The following is a 19465-nucleotide window of genomic DNA, read 5'->3' on the forward strand; positions in this document are numbered from 1 at the left end:
ACCATCACGCCAAACATGAGCAAATATCACGTATTTACCCGCTAACGCGCAGTACTTATAGTTTTTGCGCAAGATGAACTTCAGCAATCCCGAACAACTACAACTTACGGCACGCATGATTCCTCTGCACACATTGAACTCTCGTAAAGGAATAATTCGCCATGATAAAGCCCTATGTACTTATCGGCAGGCAGCGCACATTGATATTGGCATTGGGGTGTTGCGCCCTGCTCACAGGTTGCGCCAGCGACTCACCGAGCGCCCAGTACGCTGTAGCCCAGTCCCAGGTGGACGCCGCCGTCGGCGCTGGGGGTACCGAGTTCGCCGCCATCGAGATGCGCGCGGCCCAGGACAAGCTCAAGCAGGCCGCAGTCGCCATGCACGGTGCTGACAACAGCGAGGCCCGCAGGCTTGCCGAGCAAGCGGAATGGGACGCCAGGGTTGCAGAGCGCAAAGCCCAGGCCGCCAAGGCTGTGAAGGCGGCAAGCGACGCCCAGCGCGGAGCCCAGGACGTCCTCGGCGAGGCCATGCGCAGCGCCCGGTAAACAGCGCCCTACCCATTGTGTTTGAAAGGAAATGCATTCATGCAAAAGACCCTCTTGATCCCCGCCCTGCTGACACTGGGCGCTATCGCTGGCTGCTCGCACGCGCCAAACGCTCAATTGGAGCAGGCACGCGTGAACCTCGCCACGCTGCAGAGCGATCCACAGGCAAGCCAGGTCGCCGCCGTCGAGACCAAAGAGGCCGAGCAGGCTCTGGACCAGGCTGACCTGGCCTACCTCGATGGAGAAGACGAACAGAAAGTCAGTCACCTGGCCTACCTGGGCAACCAGCGGGTGGAGGTTGCAAGGCAGACAGTGACACTGCGTGTTGCCGAAGCAGACCTGAGGAACGCCAGCGCCCTGCGGGCACAGGCCAAACTCGAAGCCCGCGAAGCGCAGATTCGAAAGCTGCGCGAAAGTCTCAATGCCAAGCAGACACCACGCGGCACCGTGGTCACCTTCGGTGATGTGCTGTTCGACTTCGACAAGGCTTCGCTCAGGACCAGTGCCCACGCCAACATTGGGCGTCTTGCGCAGTACCTGAATGAAAATCCCGAGCGCAAGGTGATCGTTGAAGGTTTTACCGACAGCAAAGGCCCGGCGCCTTACAACCTGAAGCTCTCCGATCGCCGGGCCACCAGCGTCCAGGCCGCCTTGGTGCGCGCTGGGGTCGACCCGCGGCGCATTGTGGTCAGGGGTTACGGTGAGGATTTCCCGGTGGCGGACAACGCCGATAGCACTGGCCGTGCGCAGAACCGTCGCGTGGAAGTCACCATTTCCAATGACGACCAGCCAGTCACGGATCGCCGCCTTTCACCTGCGAACCTCTGAAAGCCCGCCCGCCAATGGCCCAGGCGCTGTCGTCGACAGCGCCTGGGCCATTGGCCTACATATCCCGATGAAGCAGCGTCTTGCCGATATTCTTCAGCACCTGGAAGTACTGCTTTCGCCAGTTGGCTTTCCAAAAGATTTCGTCGGGATAGGTGCCATCCAGTGAGCGGGAGGTAACGATGTCGCTGGGGGCCAGATTTTCCGACTGCTGCTGACTTAACATCGGAAACGCCATGAACGCCTTGAATCGCTTCGAGAAAACCCGGTCAATCGCTTCCCCCGCATAAGGTGCATGACTCACCAGGCGCTCACAGCCCGCGCGGGACAAGATATACGCATGCGTCCCCTTGGCGCGGACCCGTGCGATTCCCCGACACCAGGTAAGCCAGACCTTGCCGAGGTTGGCGCCCAAGTAAAAAAGTTCTGGCTCATGGCGGTTCAGGAACGCGTTAATTTGTGACACTTGATTCAACTTGAACGGCACCAATGTCGCATCGTCTTCCAGAATAAGCACTCGCTGGTAACCCCGCCTCAACGCTAACTGGGCGCACGCTGCATGAGAAGTAAAACAGCCTCGTTCCGGGCATTCATTGTCACGCTCTACCAACAGAAATTCGATAGGTAATTGGCTACAGGCAAACTCGCTGTTGAAGAGCGCCCGACGATCTGAACGTTCCCGAATACTGATACAGAAAACCCCATCGACTTCCAAGTTTCCGAGGGCCGTAGTTTTGAACATAGCTATGAGTTCCTGGTATCGCGCACATCATGAATAAACGGCGACGCGCGAACGCCGAATATAGGTTCGTCGATTTTCTGAAATATCAAGGCATCCTGTATTTAGGATGCCCCCGAAAAGAACGTGAATAATCAGGGCGCAATGCGCGCAGAGCAGGCACCGTGGATAGGCTGTTCTATCGGTATCTACAAGCGTCGAGCGGTAGCGCGTGCGTTGAAGCAGAACAGCATGTCGGACGGCAGCAAGGCATAGCGATCGAACCGCGCCAGGAAGTCCATGCCGACCCCTTGTTCGTCATCGGTGGCGCTGGCGAAGAGCACCTCACCCACGGGCCAGTCGTCCATCTCTAGACCGTCCACCCGAAAGTCCGCCCAGAGTTTGGCATTCAGAGGCACGGTCATCCCGCCTTCGATGGCTAGATCCGTCACCCGCCCACCCAGGCTCCGGAGCTTCTCAACCGCTTGCTCAGGCAGCGAGTTTTCCTCGAGGAGCGTGTTCAATTGCAGCGGCACGGGTTGTCCTGAATAGTTGAACCAGAGCGTCGGGGAGTTGCCGTGACTGTCGCTGTAGCCGCTGCAGTGGTCGTAGTCGGAGAGCGATGGCGTGCCTTGAGCGATGAGCAGCGTCTGCTCGAGGTTGTCGACGATCCAGCTGAAACGCCTGAAAGTATCCATCCCCAGAAGACCATCGATTCGCACGCCCATGAGCTGCTCATAGGCGGAAAGATCCAACGTCAGCCACGGATCACTTCCCATGACAGTCTGCGTACCAATCTGCAATGGCAAGGGATGAGCGACGCCAAGCCGGTCGCCGCCGAGGGTGGTTCTGATGGTCGTTACGCCCTCACGGTAGATTTCCGGTATCTCGCTCGGGGCCATATCCAAGACCAGGTCGCCTGCAAGCCGCTGGTCGAGGATGGTGAAATTCGAACCCGTCGCCAGCAGGAATCTGTAGCGTCGGCCGCCGATGGTCACTGGCACGACCAGTCCGTTCCGGGCCTCGACCTTCAACACAGGCTTGAGCGCCAGATCTACCCGACCACGCGCGTCGCCGGGCTGGTCGCAGCCTGTCGCCATGAATGCGAGCAGAGCAAGCAGGAAGATGGTCTTGATGCTGCCGTCAGGGGCGATCTTCGCCATGGTTACCTCCGTTGAGTACATGATTGAGCTTCATTACTGCACCGCTGGCCGCAAGCCATCGCCAGGGACATTGTTCAATCGCAGCGCCGCGGCCATGATCCGGCTGAATACGGGAGCTGCCACCAGGCCGCCGTAATAGCCACGCTTGCTGGGTTCGTCGATGACCACGACCACCACGAAGCGAGGTGCACTTGCCGGAGCGAATCCGGCGAAGATGCCTTGGTAGGCATTGGCTCGATAGCCACGAGCATCGGCTGCGGTCTTCCGGGCGGTGCCGCTCTTTCCGGCTACCTGATAACCAGGGACTCGCGCGCGGAAGGTGCCACCATTGGCCTCCACCACACGGGTCAGCATCTGGGTGATCGCTTTGGCCACATCGGCAGGTAACACCTGCTCACTGCCCTGTGATGGCTGCCGGGCCACAAGCGTCGGCTCCACCAACTGCCCTTCGTTGGCCAGCGTTGCGTATGCCCTCGCCAGCTGGACCGCGGTGACCGACAGGCCATAGCCATAAGACAGCGTGGCGGTTTCTGCAGGGTTCCAGACCCGATGCGCAGGCAGGACTCCTGCCCGCTCACCCGGAAAACCTAATTGCGTATCGACGCCAAAGCCGACCCTGCTCAGCAAGGAATGAACCCGCTCTCCACCGATATCGAAGGCGATCTTGCTCATGCCGACGTTGCTGGAGCGCAGCAAGACATCACTCAAGCCCAGGACCCTGCCCTGGCTTCTTGATACATCGCGCACGGTATAACGGCCGATCTTGAGCGTACCGTCACCTACGTCCACGGTATCCGTAGGCTTCCAGCGACCACTTTCGAGCGCTGCCGCCATGGCGAATGGCTTCACCGACGACGCCGGCTCGAAGACATCGGTCAGTGCACGATTGCGCATGGCCTCGCGGGGCAACGATGCGCGATTGTTCGGGTTGTAGGTCGGCAAGCTCACCAGCGCCAGCAACTCACCGGAGCGGATGTCCATTACCACAGCGGAGCCGGCCGTTGCCGCCTCTTGTTCGATTCCACGCTTGAGTTCGCGAAAGGCCCAATACTGCAGACGCATGTCGATCGACAGCTTCAGCGTCTGGCCAGGCCGCGCGGGACGCACGGTACCAAGATCGCTACTGAGATTGCCCTTGCGGTCCTTGATCACCTGGCGGATACCTGGCACGCCTTGAAGCGCGCTATCGAATGCCAGCTCGACACCTTCGATGCCCTGGTCATTGTCATCGGTGAAGCCGGTGATGTGCGCGGCTGTCGCACCGGCCGGATAGAAGCGCTGGGACTCTTCCAGCCCGGCAACCCCCTGAATGCCCGCGTTCCTCAGGCTGTCGAGCCGTCGTTGGGCCTCATCAGGGGGCAGGCGTCGGCGCAAGTAGACGAACGCCTTTTTTGCATTGTCGTCCAACTGCCGGTTCAGCTTCGCCGGGTCCATGTCCAACAGCCTGGCGAGTTCCGGCCAGCGTGCACGCTGCGATTGCAGCATCCGCGGGTCCGCCCAGAGCGTGGTCACTTGCGTGCTGACCGCCAGCGGTTGGTCCCTGCGATCGGTGATCACGCCTCTGGACGCCGGCAATTGCAGATGCCGCAGGCTTCTGGAGTCGCCCTGCTGGATCAGGAAGGCGCTGCCTGAGACCTGTAACTGGAACAGCCTGACGCACAAGACTGCCGACAGCACCACCACCAACGCGACCGCAACACGGAACCGCCAGGGGCTCGAAGCTTGCGCAGGTCTCATGGCGATGTCGGGCTGCTGCTGGGCGACTGAGCGTTATCCGGCGTGGCGGGTGCGTCCTTGTGGTGCAACAACCACGCAGGTACCGGGATACCCAGATGAGTCAGGGTAGGTGCATTGATTGCACCCGTGGCGGTCAGACCGTTGTCACGCTGATAGCGGTAGAGCGCTTGTTGCGTTGCACTGCCAATACACCCATCGAGCGGCTCTCGGTAGTAACCTTGCTCGGCAAGTATCCGTTGCAGGTCGCGTGTCATACGTGCGCCAAGCGCGGCAAAGGCTTGTTCGTCCAGGCTCTCGCAGACCTCGCTCAACGCAGGCGCCTGCTCTTTCAGCGCGGGAGCAACAGTGCCCTGCTGTGGCATGACGGCCTGACGCAGCGACACAACCAAGGTAGACATGAGCACAAGGGCCAACAGTCCGGCGCACACCGACGCCGTTGCGACAACCGGCCTCATTGGCAAGCCACTCCCCTGCCCGGTTCGGACCACGTCACGCCCACACGTCTGTTTACCTGTTGGTGACGCTCGTCTGGCCGGGTTTCGATAGGCAAGCGATTACCGACCGCCCGTGTGACGATCTGCCGAGCCTGCACCCCCTGCTTGAGCAAGACATACCTGACCATCTGCACCCTGGCGCGCGATAGCGCCACGCTGGGCTCGTACTGCTCGAACTGATCGGCATGGCCTCTGATGCACACCCGTTGACCTGGGTTTTGCGCCAGTTGCCAACCCAAGGCTTGCAGGTCGTATAGATCGTCCTCGCTCAAGGTGGCCTGGTCGGACTCGAAGTACAGATAGTGGTCTCCCCCTTCCACCACATCGCTAGCTGCACGAGGCTTGTCGCCTGCCTGAAGCGCGGAAGGCTTGGACGCAGATTGCACCGTCATGACCGAAAGGCCCGCCATGACCAGCGCAAGTGCCAGGATATTTTCTGAAGCCACAGGTCTACCTCCGTCTGAATCGAATTCGAGGAAAGGGTCGGCTGGCCACTCACGCAAAGGCATGCTGCTTCAACCAGTCGACCAGCACTTGCATACGCCTTGGCAGCGGATCCAAGGGTGGATGCACCAGGTAATAGGCGTAATCGTTGGCCGGCTGGAAACTGCCCCAGGGCGCTATCAGTTCCCCGCGGGACAAAGCGTTCTTGACCAACTGTTCGCGGCCTATCGCCACACCCGCGTGATTGATCGCCGCGAGCATGCACAGGTCGGAACGGTCGAAAGTCAGGAACCGCGAGCTCAACGGGGCCTCGCTGCCTACCGCCCTGAGCCACAGTTGCCACTCGGCGTCGAAAGACGAGTTGTGCCAGGCGGCGCAGTCATGGATCAGGGTGCAGCGCTGCAGTTCGTCCATCCGCCCATCAAGGCCATGGCGGCGGGCATATTCGGGGCTGCAGACCGGCGCGATGCGCTCGGCCATGATTCGGCTGCTCACAAGCCCGGGGTAATCACCGTCGGAATAACACAGCACGAGGTCGACGCTGCGGGTGCGATAGTCGACCTGCTCATTACCCACGCGGATATCCAACTGCACATCAGGATATTGCTCTACGAAGCCAGCGAGCCTTGGGATCAGCCAGCACTGCACGATGGAAGGACGCACATACAGGCTCAGTTGCCCACGCACCTGTTCATCGGCGCGTGACTGTATGGCCTGGTCGAGCGCATCCATGGTGTTCTGCATGATCTGGTAGAACCGCTCGCCGTCGGCCGTCAGGCTTACCTGGCGGGGCAGCCGGTGAAACAGCTTCAGCTTCAGCCCTTCCTCCAGCCGGGCAATGCGATGGCTTACAGCGCTTGCGGTCAGGAACAATTCATCGGCAGCCTTGGAAAAACTCAGGTGCCGTGCGGCAATCAGAAAGGTATGCAGATTGGACAGGTGTGCACCCTGTACTCGTGGTAAACCAGGATCTTTTCGAATCAGGTAATTCATTAACCGCTCACGACTCATTGACTGTTGCGCGAACTGCGCTGGTTATAACTCACCGATGTTCTTATCAGTGCCGCACCTGTGGTTACTGCCTCCTCGGACCGCACTGCGTCACCTGGAACGGGATTGCACACGCGCAACGGTAAACACTCACGCGATACATCGGCAAATGATCCGTGGTCAGGTGACTGTTAACGCAGTTTCAATTGTCCTGCCAACGCCCGCACGCCCAAGCGTTATAAATCGACCTGCATAACCTGATGATTGCGAATAATGTGCAAATTGAGTTTGCCAGGCGGGGTCGTCTTCAATAGATTTCTCACCGTCTCTATTTGACGTGGCACATACACTTGACCGTTGACCTGCTTGATCACATCTCCATTGAGCAAACTCGACTCCCTCAACTGGTCAACCGTGTTGTAATCGAGCGTGATTTGCCCATCTCGCACTTTTATCCGTATGTCACGATAGGCCAGCGGCAAGGGATCTACTGGCTTGAGTCCGCTGTAGCAAAACATCATCTTCGATGGAATGAAGGCATAGCGACTGAAGCGACTCAACACATCCATGCCCGCGCCATATCGATCAGGCACTTCGTGCACTTCCATCATGCCCAGTGGCTGATTGTTAAGGGTGACGGCATTGACCACATAACGCGACAACTCTGAGATTCCGTTGGCGTTGGCGACAACGTCCATACCCGGATTCACCTGCAGAGCCCCCTTCTCCGTGCTCAGGTGATCGACAAGCTCTTTGGCGATATAGCTCCTCGACGCACCGGTATCAATGGGCATGAGCACCTGCTGCTCACCCATTGCCAACAAGAGCTCCGGCTGTGAACCGTATTTATCGGAGTAACCAATGCACTCATCGAACGCACTCACTTCAAGCGGACGCTGAGTAATCTGGATGACCTTTTTTTCGTTGGACACATCCCAACTGAACTGCCTGAACGTGTCCACACCCAGTATCCCGCTGACCTGCACGCCAATCGCCTCACTCAGCGGAGATAGATCCGTAGACACCCAGACATCCTGGCCTACAAGCGAGAATGGCCCAAGTTTCAAAGCGACGGGCTTGATAAGGTCGAACCGGGAAGGATCCACCGCACCACGCGTACCCTGAAGTTTGGTGAGATCCTGGTACACGGTCTTGTCGACGAGGGTGCGGGTGTCCAAGGGCACTGTGACCTGACGAGCCAACTGCCTGTCAAGGAGCACCACCGGGACACCACTGTCGAGGAGAAAGTTGTAATACTTACCGGCAATGTGCACGCTCACCAGCGGCACAGTGTCGAATGGCTGCTCGTAACTTTTACTTTGAGATGGCGCACCCTCCTCAAGGTGCGAGCTGTGCAACCACTCCGTGCAGAGCAGCATGAAGATCAGTGCACTTATGCAAAGAAAGAGTTTGTTATCCCAGATCACGTTGCGGTGCCTCGACGAATGGCTGGTTCAGTTTGAATGCTTGCGGCGTTTCTTGACGTTCTCTGCATCCCGTACCGCACGGTCAAACCGTTCACCGGCATGTTCACGTTCGCTGCGCATATCATCACGTTCGGCTTGATAACAGACGTCCCGGCTTACACCGTACGCCTGACACTCATCCAATCGTTGATCCATCGTTTTACAACCGCTGCACAATATGACGAATGCAATCGCCATCCCCTTGGAAACTGTGATCTTCATCAATGACCTCTTTTCGTACACTCAGTTAATCAAATTGCGCGCGCACGCACCCGCCCGGCCAATAATGGCCAGCGTCAAATCAGCGATGGGTTGGAACGGTGTATTGTTGTTAAAAGTGTCAGCGGGCGGTCTTTTCCGCCAGCACTTTGCGAAGGTGCATCACGTCGTTACCGGCATGCTCGAAACGCTCTACTTGCACATGAGACTGAAGATCTTTAAGGCAAAGAATCATCCTGGGGTAACCGAGTACCGCACAGGCGCCGAGCAATCGATGAGCGCGATAAAGCGCTGCGTCCTTGTCGTGGCCATCGATCGCCGCCTCCAGTGCGTCCACGTCGATCTGCAGCGAATCGGCTGCTGCCTGCAGAGTACCGACCGACAGAGCGTCCTCGAACACTTCAGCGACGTGCATGTCAGCCCATAACGCAAGCGTGTCTCTGAGCTTGCCCAGCCTTATCGGCTTGCCCAGCACGCCATTCATCCCCGCGTCGAAACAGGCGATGGTATGTGCCGCGTCGTTCTGCGCCGACACTGCGACGATAGGTGTTGGCGCCGCGCCGTTCACCACCTCTGCCTGTCGCCAGCGACGAGCTACCTCATAGCCCGTGATATCCGGCAGTTGGCAATCGAGCAGCACGATGTCGAAGCGGTTCTGCTCAAGTGCCAGCAACGCATCGCCCCCGGTTTGTGCAAGCATCGAGTGACAACCCAGAACCTCCAGCTGTGCTTGCAACACGATCTGGTTGGCGGGCGTGTCCTCCACCAGCAGGACTTGCAAAGCCTGCTCGACTTGACGCACCTGGAATGCGCCTGCTTCGGGGACTGTTTGTGCAGCGTGATGCATTGAGGGCTCATGCAGCTCACAGGGGATCACCACCGTGGCCACTGTACCCTTGCCAGGCTCGCTGGACAGCCCGATCGACCCGCCCATCAGCTCGCACAGCTGGCGGCAGATCAACAGACCCAGTCCGGTACCGCCAGAGCGGTGGCTGGCGGAACCCGAGGCTTGTGTGTAGGGCTCGAACAGTTTTTCCAGACTATGGGAATCGATGCCGATACCCGTATCGATGACCTGGATCCGCAACTCGCCCATCCCCGGTGATGAAGCCTCGGTATTCAGCCCGACCGTCACCTTCACGCCCCCCGCCGCCGTGAACTTGATCGCATTACTGATCAGGTTCTGCAGAATCTGTTCCATGCGCACCTTGTCCAGCATCAGCCACTGCTGGATGCCAGATGCCTGTACCAACTCCAGCGTCAGCCCTTGCTCACGCGCCTTTACAGCGAACAAGTCGACCACCGAACCGATCAGGCGCATGACGTCCACCGGCGCAGGGTCAAGCTGCAGGCGCCCAGCTTCCAGCTTTGAAACGTCAAGCACATCATTGAGCAGATAGAGGAGGTTTTCCGACCCGCTTCTGGCCAGGTCCAGCAAACGGCGCGATTCGGCTGAAAGCTCTTCGCCGCGCCCCAGCAACTCGATGGACGCAATGATGGCGTTCATCGGTGTACGTATTTCATGCGTCAGTACTGCAATGAACATCTTTTTCTCACTTTCACTGCGGATCGCCTCGCGCCGTTCCTTACGGGCATGAAAGGCGAAGAAGAGGATCAGCAGAAGGCTGACGACAAGCACTCCAAGAATCGGCCCGTAATAGCTGAACATCACCCTGAGCGTCGGCGCACCGTAAGTGGCGTAATCGAAGCTTCGCTCCTCCATTTCATAGGCGCGCTCGGCGCTGACTGAAGCGAGCGCCTTGTCGATGATCCCGTGCAGAATCACCAGGTCGCGCCGCACACCCATCGTCAGCTCTATCGGAAGGCTGGCGATGCCTCCTGAGACCTGCAGCAATCCACCGTACTTCCTGCGCAGGTAAGGCAGCAGCGTCTGCCCCACGCCCATGGCCGCATCGGCCCGCCCTTCTATTACTGCAATCAGGGAGTCTTCGGGGGTGCGGGTCGCCAGTATGATTATTCCGGGGTACAGCGCGCGGACCCTTGCCTCGTATTCTCCACCGCCCTTGACCGCGACCACTCGACCTTCCAGTTGCTTGACATCGAAGACCATCGAATTGTCTTCGAGCGCGACAATGAAAGTATTGCCGATGTAGTACGTACGGGTTTCGCTGACCAGTGCGGCAAACGCCGGCTGGGCAAAATCGCGCACAAGCGACGACACCATATCCACCTCACGCCGCTCGAGCAGGCCGGCCACCGAGGACCAGTCACCACTAGGCACCGGGAGGAAGCGCAGCCCCGTGCTTTGTTCGATGAAGGCGAGCAACTCTCCGGCCAGCCCCTTGATTTCACCGTCTTCCATGTACTCGATCGGCATCCAGTGGCGGTCGGCTGCGACCCGGACTACAGGGTTGGCCTGAATCCAGGCCCGCTCCTCTTCACTCAGCCTGAATTTCTGCGCGGCCACTGGCGGTGCCAAGCTCACCAGAGTCACCAAGCTGAGCAGCGCCAGACACCTCAAAAGGCACCCGACTGATGCTTGAGGTTGAACAGCTCGGCATCCGAGGTCACCCCCAGCTTGCGGAAGGCCGACCACTTCTGGGTGCTGATGGTCTTTTCACTGCGTTGGAACTTGCGGGCGATCTCACTGACCGTAAGGCCTGCAAGAAAACAACGAATGACCTCGCTTTCCTTGGCTGACAGCCGCACCCCCTCGACTCGCACCGCGTTGCATTCCACCGAGGGCGTCGGTGCTCGCTGGAGGGCCGAATTGACGCTGACCTCCACCAAACGGTAGGCCATGTCCGGGTCAATGTAGGTCTTGCCTCTGGCCACGGTGCGGATGCCGCTGATCATATGAGCCATGTCCTGGGTTTTGCCGACAAACCCGCAGGCGCCCACACGCATGGCCAGGCTTACGATCGCAGGCTCATAGTGCGAAGAAAAGATCAGTACCGCGCTGGCGGGAAACCTGGACATCAGGGCGCGGATCAGCGAAACGCCATCGAGCTCGTTCGGGCTCAGGGTGTAATCGACCAGCAACACATCCGCAGGCGCAGTGCGCAAGCCGGTAATCATCTCCAGGCTGGAGGCGTAGCTGCCCACGACCTGGATATCCGGCTCCTCGCCGATGCGCGCGACAACCCCACAGCGCACCACAGCATGATCATCGAGCACGGCAACACGTATGATGGCGGAAGAAGCGCTCATGTCAGCTCCATCTATGATCAGCACCTTTTTGCATTCCGATGCGAGGGCCTCACGCCTGAACGAACGCACGGCAAGCGTTCAGCCATCGCCTGCCTATCCTGGCTGAAATAATAGCCATACGCCAACACCGCGCAGCTCTTCACTTGAAGTCCCACTGCATCTGTTGCGTGATCGCGACGCCTCTGGACGTTCGAACACAGGCTTCAAGATAGTCGGTAAAACGCGGCGGCGGCGTAATGCCTTCATCCAGCAAACGGCTGTTGTCGAATACGTAGTTGAGATTGGCGAAACCACTGTACAGGCGCAAAGCGCGCATGATCAGACGTGGGTTGCCTGGACCGATGCGAGACTCGAAGTCGGCCGCCAGCACCGGCAGATCCTCGACACCCACTTTCTGATAACGCTCGCCCACCGGCTGCGTCGCGCAGGCAGCAGCAAAGGCCTGGTCGATATCGGAAAACGTACAGGCAGCTTCTCGGCCTGCGGAGATATGATAGAGGTCATGCCGCAGATGGCGTTTGAGCGCAAGATTGATCAGCGCATCGGCGCAATAGTCGACCGGTATCACATCGATCTTCTCTTCCAGATCACAGGTGAAGCTTTCCAGGGCCAGCCCCATGCGGAACATCCAGAAGATGCTGCCCGACGGCTGGCAACCCAGGGTGCGGTGTCCGACCACGATCGAAGGCCTGGCCACGACCAGGGGTAGATCAGGCAGTTCCTGACGCATGCGTCGCTCGATTTCGGCCTTCGAAGCGGTATAGGGCACCAGTTGTGCGTCGGCCTGCGGAAAGCGCCAGGATTCACTGACCAGCGAATCGCGATCAGGGCCGCAGCTCATTGCCGTTCCGACATGCACGAAGCGCTTCAGGCGCGGCATGCGGCTCATCGCCTTGGCAAAGGCAAAGGTGCCCTCCACGTTCACCGGCCAGATGTTTGGATTCTTCGAAAAAGATGCCACGGCCGCGCAGTTGATGACCCGATCGATCGTCATCAACCTCGGTGACTCGGGCTTAAGCCAGGAGGTATCCAGCAGGTCGCCACAAATCACCTGATCGGCGTTGAGCGACATCCGCCCGACTTCCCCTACACCGTGCAGGCTCAGATTGGTACGCACACGCTCCAACCCCTGCTCCGGGCTGCTGGCCCGAACCAGGAAGCACAGCTGGCTAACGTAGCCGTATGCGATCAGTTGAGCGGCGACCGAACCACCGAGAAAGCCTGTTGCCCCTGTGATCAACAACCGCTCACTGATGGCAGCCCGGGTTTTCGCTATAGCATCGATCTGCATGTTCATACACTCCTAACCATCGGCGAGACAGGCGATCACGCCCGCCCACCTCGCCGTTCAACGTTAATCGAAACGGATTACCACTGATAACCGACGCCCACTGCCGCACCAGCGTCGTTGCGGGTGTTGGTGGACCCGCTGAAGTTGGTCGACCAGCGACCGCTGGGCGAGACATACGAGACACCCACCGCCAGCGCCGACTCGCCACGGTAGTTGCCCACCGCCACCGAGGTCATGCTGCCGCCGGCGACCATCGACCGCGGCAGGTTGGCCATGGCCATGGCGCCAGCGATACCCGCACTGAGCGTGCTGTCCTGCTGCTTGAGGTCGCGGTGCAGTTGCGCGTAACGCTGGTCGGTGTAGGCATTCGCCTGCTCGGTGGCAGCGGCCGTGGCGCGAGTCAGTTGGGCAATGTTGGCGGCATCCGTGCCGCGGCTGCCCGCAGCGACGTTGGTAATCTGCCGCTCGGCACCGGCTTGCCCCACAGAGACCGTGTTGCTGCGGTCGGCAACTGAGTTGGCGCCCAGGGCAACGCTGTTGCTGGCAGTGGCCTTGGCATCACTCCCCACCGCAGTGGTGCCACTGCCTTCGGCACGTGCTCGGGCGCCCATCGCCACGCTGTTGTCACCCGCAGCCTGAGCAGCGCCGCCACCGGCCACGGCGTCTTTACCGGTAGCCTGAGGCTGACGCAGGTTGCTGCGGGCGCTGGTCTGGAAAGCGCCGCCCACGCCTTTCTGCAAGTTGGCCACCTCAGCGCTGACTTTGCTCACCGATTGCGCGGTCTGGGTCGCAACGCCCTGCACCGCCTCGATGGACTGACGCACCGTGACGACGTTGGCATCGGTGTAAGCCTTGGCCGCAGCGATGTCATTGCCGGTACGTGTGGCCAGTTCGCCAAGCTGGGTGCCGAGCTGACCGATACGTTCGTTCGAGGACGACAACTGGCTGCCGTTGACTGCATCGGTACTGCTGGCAGTCAGTGCGCCGGCCTGGACGTTGGACAGGCGCGCGGCCTGGCCACCGGGATTGAGGGTCAGTTGAGCCTTGTTACTGGCGTCGTCGTATTTGACGGCAGCATTGGCAGTGTTCTTGACGCTTTCGCCGACGGCCACCAATGCATCGGCTACGTTATTGCTCGTTGCTGGCGACGCCAAGGCATTACCATTTGCATCGACGCGTGCCGTCTGGAAAGTTGGCAACTTCAGAACATCGTTAATCGGCGCATTCACAGGCGCGTCTAACTCTTGATGAACACTCGCACCTCCCCCCAGTGATTCCGCGATGTAGTCGCCACGAGCGTCGAACTGCTTTCCAAATCGCACAACCCCAACCGCGGTATTTTCGAGCATATCCTTCGCCACTTTGACGCCATCAGCAAACTGCTTTACCGCTGAAACTCCCCCAACTATTTCCACTGCCGACGAAAAATTTGCAACCTCTAGTTCGGCCAACATGCGAGTTGTCACGAAAGTGCCATCGCCTTTATTTTCAAACGCCTTTAGGCTCTGTGTCGCAAGACCAGGCACTGCTGGAGGCCCAACGATAGCAACGATCTGCTCCAACTTCTTCGCCAATACATCCACGCTCGCCTTCAGACGTGCATCATCCGCAGCCGTTGGGTCCGGCCCCTTCACATCGGCAACTTGTACAGCCCATGCCAGTGGCGAGCCTCCCATACCCAATACACATGAGACCAGTACACCACCCACCCACCGCTGCCTGCCCGGCGCAAACTTGATATTCATTTTCGACTTCATGACGAACCACCAACCCCTTCAATCCAATAATCAATCGAGGCAATCACCTCGACTCGTTTGCGATAGGGAGCCGCTCTTCGCGCACAGGCATCCAGTCCAGTGACGACCGATCGCCTGGAAGTTCGAAATGCAACATCAGCGCCCAGGTGAATCACCCGCAACTCGGCGACCGAAAAAACGAATGCATCGAGATACCTTCAAGCCGCGCGAGCAACTCGAACAGTGAATGTGTACAGGCGGGCGAAATTAAAGGCTCTCATAAAGAAGATGCCCATCCCTGGGCTTTAATGCACCCAGCGCCCGCATCCACCAGGCGCTTTCTTCAAAGAGCAGGCTCTTTCGAGCTGACGCAAGTCCTTGGCATTCCAATAAGTTTCGTCACACGCTCAGTGTCAACTTATGGAACCCGAAAGCACCCACCCCTGAACACGAGCTCTATCCTCCAGCAAATACTCGAGGAGCAATATCGGAGGATTCTTAAAAATCAGGAAAAAGCCGATGCAACCATCAGATAAACCCTGCTGCGCATGTTGAGCATTACGCCGCCGAGCAATCAACGAAGCGCTATGCCAACATGTGATCCCCTGACCCGCTCCACAGGCTCAACCATGCTCTACGTTGTCATGCTGGGAGGAAGGCATCCTCGAGCCAGCATCGAAGTCCACGACGTGGTGTTCGCCCACGCCGACTCGCTCGACCAGACCTACCCGCAGCTGCGCAGCGCCTGGTTCGGCAGCCCTAAAGGCTTGCACATCGATTCCTGGCTGGAAGTCCACGGTGTGGATGGCTATCGCGTCGAGCTCGGCCACGCCGCACCACCGCCCGGCGCCATGCGCTTGTTCTTGCTGAACCTGGGAGGCTACGCACCTGGCGTGTTTGGCGAGGATCACCGCTACTTGCTGGTAACGGCTCCCGACAAGGCCGCCGCCAAGCAGATTGGCAAGCAACGCATGGCAGCCGGTTGGCTGAAGCCGCATACCGACACAGTGGTGGATGTCGACGACTGCCTGCCGGTGGACCTGGTCGACGGCCGTTACGTGCACCTGGTCGAGGGCGAACATCGAGGCACGCTACAGCACAGCGACTACATCGTCATCTGAGCGACGGTATTGACCGAAACGCCGACCGCTAACGTTGCTGGCGGCGCCTGCCCAGTTCGATCCAGACCGGCGCATGATCGCTGGCCTTGGCCTCGTTGCGTACCCAGGCATCCACACCCGCCCGCTTCAGAAAGGGGGCGAGGTCGGGATTGAGCAGCAAGTGGTCGATCCGCAGTCCGGCATTGCGCGCCCAGTGATTGCGAAAATAATCCCAGAACGTGTAGATGCGCTGCTCTGGGTACAGGTGGCGAACAGCATCGACCCAGCCCTGCGCCAGCAACTGTTCGAAGCACGCCCGTGACTCAGGTTGCAGCAGCGCGTCCTTGAGCCACGAGCGTGGGTTGTAGATATCCAGATCAGTCGGCACGACATTGAAATCGCCCGCCAGCACCGTGGGATGGCTGCTGCCATGCAGTGCCTGGGCATGCTTGATCAGGCACTCGAACCAGCGCAATTTGTACTCGAACTTCGGGCCGGGTTGCGGGTTGCCATTGGGCAGATACAGACAGCCCACCAGCACGCCATGCACCGCAGCTTCGAGATAGCGGCTCTGCTCGTCGTCCTCCATGCCGGGCAGCCCACGACGGACCTCCAGCGGTTCGCTATCGCGCGCCAGGATTGCAACGCCGTTCCAAGAGGGTTGCCCTTGGTAAAGGCAGCCATAACCCGCCGCTTCAAGCGCCTCGCGAGGAAACTGTTGATCGGCCGCCTTCAATTCCTGCAGGCAGACGATGTCCGGTTGCTCCCGCGCCAGCCAGGCCAACAACGCGGGCAGGCGGCTGCGGATGCCATTGATATTGAAGGTGGCAATCTTCAGCGCTTTCATGTGTCAGGGTCGTTCAAGTGAGCCTGGACGGCGTCTTCCAGTGCCCGGACATGGGCCTGATCGGCCAATGCCTTCAGCGCCAGCCAGTCATCCCAGTCGATGGCACCATCGTCACGCAGCGCCTCGGCGGTGCGAACCAGTTCATGGTGGTAGGCATCCGGCGACTCGCGCCGGTAACTGACGTCGTCGTACTGTGCGTACCAGGCTTCAAGTTCGGGAATGCTGCGTTCGATGCTCATGATGGCGGCCTCGTTATACCTCTGCTTGTGAGAGCCTGAGCTGCGCGCAATGTTCAACCGCAGTTGTCTACCCGGACAGCCCGTCTATTTATTGTCCATTGGTCTGCCTAGGCTCTGTATGAAAAACCTTGATACTCGGTGATGCTGCGTTGAAAACAGCCTCGGAATGCTCATTTACAACCCGTAAAGTCGAGCGCGACCCCGGCCGTTCCTCGGCTGTTTTCGCCTTGCCTGACCTTCGTCTCAAGGCTTTTCATACAGACCCTAGCAGGCCGCTGACGCATGGCATTGGAACTTCTCACCAGTGAAATCCAGGTGGCCGTTGGGTCGATGAAGAGATCGTGGTGGACGGCAACCTGATCACCAGCCGTAAGCCTGACCATATACCCGCATTCAACGAACTATTGATCAAGGCCCTTGCTGGCTAGCGTCTCCTGACCGCTGGCGCTGGCCGAATGCAGACTATCCAAAGACTGAAGGTGCTGAGCTTGATGCTGCGGCGCATCTCGCCCGTTCAGCCAGCGGCAGGCTCTGGATACTCGAACCTCCAGGATCGATGCGTTCAGGCCAGTTGGATGTAGACCGAGTAGCTTCCCAGCAGCATCCAGAAAACCAGAAAGATCCACGGCTTGCGAAGCGAAAACAGCAGCGATTTTCGATGCCCTGCACGCGAGGTCTCTGCCTCGCAGAACAGCGGCGACTCGTCGTACGCCAGCCCCATCAACGGCTCGCTGCGCAGCAGGTGGCTTTGCTTGAGCTGCCAGTGATCGATGATGTTGTACGCAGCCCGTATGCCAGGCCAGGCGTTGAGCGAGCTCAATACCCCGAGCAAGGCGAGGAACGCCGGCACGATCAGGGTGAACATTTCGCCCCACCCTTGATTGAGGTTGCCCATGGAAGAGACGAACGCGATGACCAGGAACGATTGCGCCGCCAGGTAGGCATCCGTGCGATTGGCCAGGATGCTGGTTTCGTACTGGATCTCGCGACGGTAGAAGTCAAGACGCTACTTGGGAGAGCCGAACATCCTGGCGTTGTGCTCGCTGATCTCGTGTTCAGGGGTCGCTGGGGTAATTATTCGAGGCATTCGCTGCTCCGGAAAGTGGGGTCCGAGCTACGAGATGAGCCAGGAGCTGAGTCCGGTAGAACAGGCGATGGGACCGAGAATTCCATGCAATTGACGACTCACCTGCGATTTCCCTGCTCCGCCCCAGAGGCTCGCAAACGTGGCGAGCCTCAACCCTTTCGGGTGGCAGTTTCAGCGTTTGTGCTGACCATGATCACGGGCCGTTTTTTGCGCCGTCGAGTCATGTGATGTACCGGTAGATCCGTCCGGACGAAGGGCGTCGTTGTCTCGCTCCTCCTCCCCCTGAGTCCCGGTCTGCGCCCCCGGCTTTTTAGTCTGGGTTTCTTTCTTCATGCTGCTCTCCTCAGCTTGGCCTTTGAACAAGGGAAGCCAATCCGTGGGGCAAAGTTCCATGCTTGGAGCCTAGGCCGGCTTAACGCGCCAACATCCAGATCAGGATCAGGCGTTTGGGTCAAAGGTCAAGCGCGCCACGGTGCAACGCACTCAGCCTGCGCGCAGCGTCAACGCCTCCCTCGTCCAGCAGGCATAACGGGATTCCACTCAACGCGTGCAGCGAATCAGCCAACCGCTCGCCAACCAAGGCCAGCGGGCAGGCAATGTCCATCTGCAAGGTCCGCAAGCGCCTGGCCAAGGCGGTGCTTACCGGCGCCTGGACTTTTATCACCAGCGCCGCGGGCTGCATGGCCGTACACAATAACGGCAAGTCTTCCAACGACTGCCCGCAGCCCAGTACGTCGATGCGCTGTTGCTCGCTGCTCAACATCAGCCCAGCGCACAGCACCTCGAATTCGGCCTGCCCCTCGGTGCTTGCCAGCAGCACCCGCGGTGCGGGGATCTGATTCAAGTGCAGGCGCGCAAGCAAGCGGGCACGCAGGAACGTATCGAGAAACAGCCATTGGCTACGCTGGCCTGGAGCCGCTCCTGACGCCAACTCATACCAAACCGGCATCAGCACTTCACGCAGCACGGAGGTCTTGGGAAACAGAGTGAACAACTGGCCATGAATCCCCTCCAACGCCTGTGCATCGAATGCCTCGGATGCACGCACCACAGCGTCTCGCCATTCGTCGAAGGCCGAGGGCTGCTGCACTGGTGCCTCAGGCCGGCCGGCGAGCCTGTCGCCGACCTTGCTGATAGGCAGGCCGTTGGCAGTCCAGCGCAGGATGTCGCGTATGCGTTGCACATCCCGGGCGGTGTACAAGCGATGGCCGCCCTCGGTGCGCTGCGGGTGTATCAACCCATGGCGCCGCTCCCAGGCGCGCAACGTGACCGGATTGATGCCGGTCAAGCAGACCACATCGCGCATGGGTAGCAAATCGGGTGGGGTGGTGTCAGTCATAATCAGAGAATATCCGGTAGATCGAGCATTCTAAACTCATATGGACTTTCTGCG

Annotated in this window: 19 protein-coding genes and 2 pseudogenes; 4 read left to right on the forward strand and 17 right to left on the reverse strand. The window is 59.3% G+C overall.

All coding sequences use genetic code 11. The annotated features are described in order from the left end of the window. The first annotated feature begins 161 nt into the window (after positions 1-161). Together HU748_RS11955 and HU748_RS11960 are read left to right on the forward strand one after the other, a co-directional pair. Complete coding sequence (locus HU748_RS11955) at positions 162-545, forward strand: DUF4398 domain-containing protein (protein ID WP_186720470.1); 384 nt, start codon at positions 162-164, stop codon at positions 543-545. Positions 546-584: 39 nt separating this feature from the next. Further along, the gene (locus tag HU748_RS11960) at positions 585-1373 is read left to right on the forward strand and encodes an OmpA family protein (protein ID WP_186720472.1); all 789 of its coding nucleotides are present in this window, start codon (positions 585-587) and stop codon (positions 1371-1373) included. 55 nt (positions 1374-1428) lie between these two features. Here HU748_RS11960 and HU748_RS11965 read toward each other — a convergent pair whose 3' ends face one another. From HU748_RS11965 to HU748_RS12020, 12 genes are all read right to left on the reverse strand, one after another. Then, entirely contained in the window at positions 1429-2112 is a 684-nt protein-coding gene (locus HU748_RS11965) for a hypothetical protein (RefSeq protein ID WP_186720473.1), read from the reverse strand. A 185-nt stretch (positions 2113-2297) separates the two neighbouring features. After that, entirely contained in the window at positions 2298-3251 is a 954-nt protein-coding gene (locus tag HU748_RS11970; protein ID WP_186720474.1) for a retropepsin-like aspartic protease, read from the reverse strand. A 33-nt stretch (positions 3252-3284) separates the two neighbouring features. Next, positions 3285-4934 carry a penicillin-binding protein 2 gene (locus HU748_RS11975; protein WP_346655467.1) on the reverse strand — a complete coding sequence of 550 codons (1650 nt, stop codon included), beginning with the start codon at positions 4932-4934 and terminating at the stop codon, positions 3285-3287. A gap of 50 nt (positions 4935-4984) precedes the next feature. Beyond that, positions 4985-5386 (reverse strand): peptidoglycan-binding domain-containing protein, encoded by a 402-nt coding sequence (locus HU748_RS11980; protein ID WP_186720476.1) that lies wholly within the window; start codon positions 5384-5386, stop codon positions 4985-4987. 53 nt (positions 5387-5439) lie between these two features. Further along, positions 5440-5928 (reverse strand): OmpA family protein, encoded by a 489-nt coding sequence (locus HU748_RS11985; RefSeq protein ID WP_186720477.1) that lies wholly within the window; start codon positions 5926-5928, stop codon positions 5440-5442. 49 nt (positions 5929-5977) lie between these two features. After that, the gene (gene dsdC, locus HU748_RS11990; RefSeq protein ID WP_238343339.1) at positions 5978-6937 is read right to left on the reverse strand and encodes a DNA-binding transcriptional regulator DsdC; all 960 of its coding nucleotides are present in this window, start codon (positions 6935-6937) and stop codon (positions 5978-5980) included. Between the two features lie 215 nt (positions 6938-7152). Further along, positions 7153-8343, reverse strand: coding sequence for a pepsin/retropepsin-like aspartic protease family protein (locus HU748_RS11995; RefSeq protein ID WP_186720478.1), 1191 nt, complete (start codon positions 8341-8343; stop codon positions 7153-7155). A gap of 27 nt (positions 8344-8370) precedes the next feature. Next, positions 8371-8604: a hypothetical protein gene (locus HU748_RS12000; protein ID WP_156343784.1), complete on the reverse strand. Its 234-nt coding sequence runs from the start codon at positions 8602-8604 to the stop codon at positions 8371-8373. Between the two features lie 118 nt (positions 8605-8722). Next, a complete protein-coding gene (locus tag HU748_RS12005) occupies positions 8723-11047 on the reverse strand; it encodes an ATP-binding protein (protein ID WP_186720480.1) in 2325 nt (774 codons plus the stop codon). Positions 11048-11079: 32 nt separating this feature from the next. Continuing rightward, entirely contained in the window at positions 11080-11772 is a 693-nt protein-coding gene (locus HU748_RS12010; RefSeq protein ID WP_186720482.1) for a response regulator transcription factor, read from the reverse strand. Between the two features lie 139 nt (positions 11773-11911). After that, a complete protein-coding gene (gene cprA, locus HU748_RS12015) occupies positions 11912-13069 on the reverse strand; it encodes a cationic peptide resistance protein CprA (protein ID WP_186720484.1) in 1158 nt (385 codons plus the stop codon). Positions 13070-13140: 71 nt separating this feature from the next. After that, positions 13141-14217, reverse strand: a complete 1077-nt coding sequence (locus tag HU748_RS12020; protein ID WP_186720486.1) for a YadA-like family protein — start codon at positions 14215-14217, stop codon at positions 13141-13143. Between the two features lie 1211 nt (positions 14218-15428). On the opposite strand from HU748_RS12020, the gene HU748_RS12025 reads away from it, so the two are divergent. Next, positions 15429-15920, forward strand: a complete 492-nt coding sequence (locus HU748_RS12025) for a DUF1543 domain-containing protein (protein WP_186720488.1) — start codon at positions 15429-15431, stop codon at positions 15918-15920. A gap of 28 nt (positions 15921-15948) precedes the next feature. On the opposite strand, the gene xth is transcribed toward HU748_RS12025, so the two are convergent. Together xth and HU748_RS12035 are read right to left on the reverse strand one after the other, a co-directional pair. Beyond that, entirely contained in the window at positions 15949-16746 is a 798-nt protein-coding gene (xth, locus tag HU748_RS12030) for an exodeoxyribonuclease III (RefSeq protein WP_186720490.1), read from the reverse strand. Next, positions 16743-16985 carry a hypothetical protein gene (locus tag HU748_RS12035; protein WP_186720492.1) on the reverse strand — a complete coding sequence of 81 codons (243 nt, stop codon included), beginning with the start codon at positions 16983-16985 and terminating at the stop codon, positions 16743-16745. The genes xth and HU748_RS12035 overlap by 4 nt, the downstream gene beginning before the upstream one ends. Positions 16986-17293: 308 nt before the next feature. Between HU748_RS12035 and HU748_RS12040 the strand changes: the two are divergent. After that, positions 17294-17413 (forward strand): annotated as a pseudogene (locus HU748_RS12040) (DJ-1/PfpI family protein); the annotation flags it as partial. 134 nt (positions 17414-17547) lie between these two features. Here the strand turns inward: HU748_RS12040 and HU748_RS12045 are convergent. From HU748_RS12045 to HU748_RS12055, 3 genes and pseudogenes are all read right to left on the reverse strand, one after another. Further along, positions 17548-18072, reverse strand: a pseudogene (locus HU748_RS12045) (hypothetical protein). 171 nt (positions 18073-18243) lie between these two features. Then, a complete protein-coding gene (locus HU748_RS12050; RefSeq protein ID WP_186720494.1) occupies positions 18244-18405 on the reverse strand; it encodes a hypothetical protein in 162 nt (53 codons plus the stop codon). Positions 18406-18523: 118 nt separating this feature from the next. Continuing rightward, positions 18524-19411 carry a MerR family transcriptional regulator gene (locus tag HU748_RS12055; protein WP_186720496.1) on the reverse strand — a complete coding sequence of 296 codons (888 nt, stop codon included), beginning with the start codon at positions 19409-19411 and terminating at the stop codon, positions 18524-18526. Positions 19412-19465: the final 54 nt, after the last annotated feature.

The sequence above is a fragment of the Pseudomonas sp. RW3S2 genome, assembly GCF_014268955.1.
GTDB classification, from domain to species: domain Bacteria; phylum Pseudomonadota; class Gammaproteobacteria; order Pseudomonadales; family Pseudomonadaceae; genus Aquipseudomonas; species Aquipseudomonas wayambapalatensis.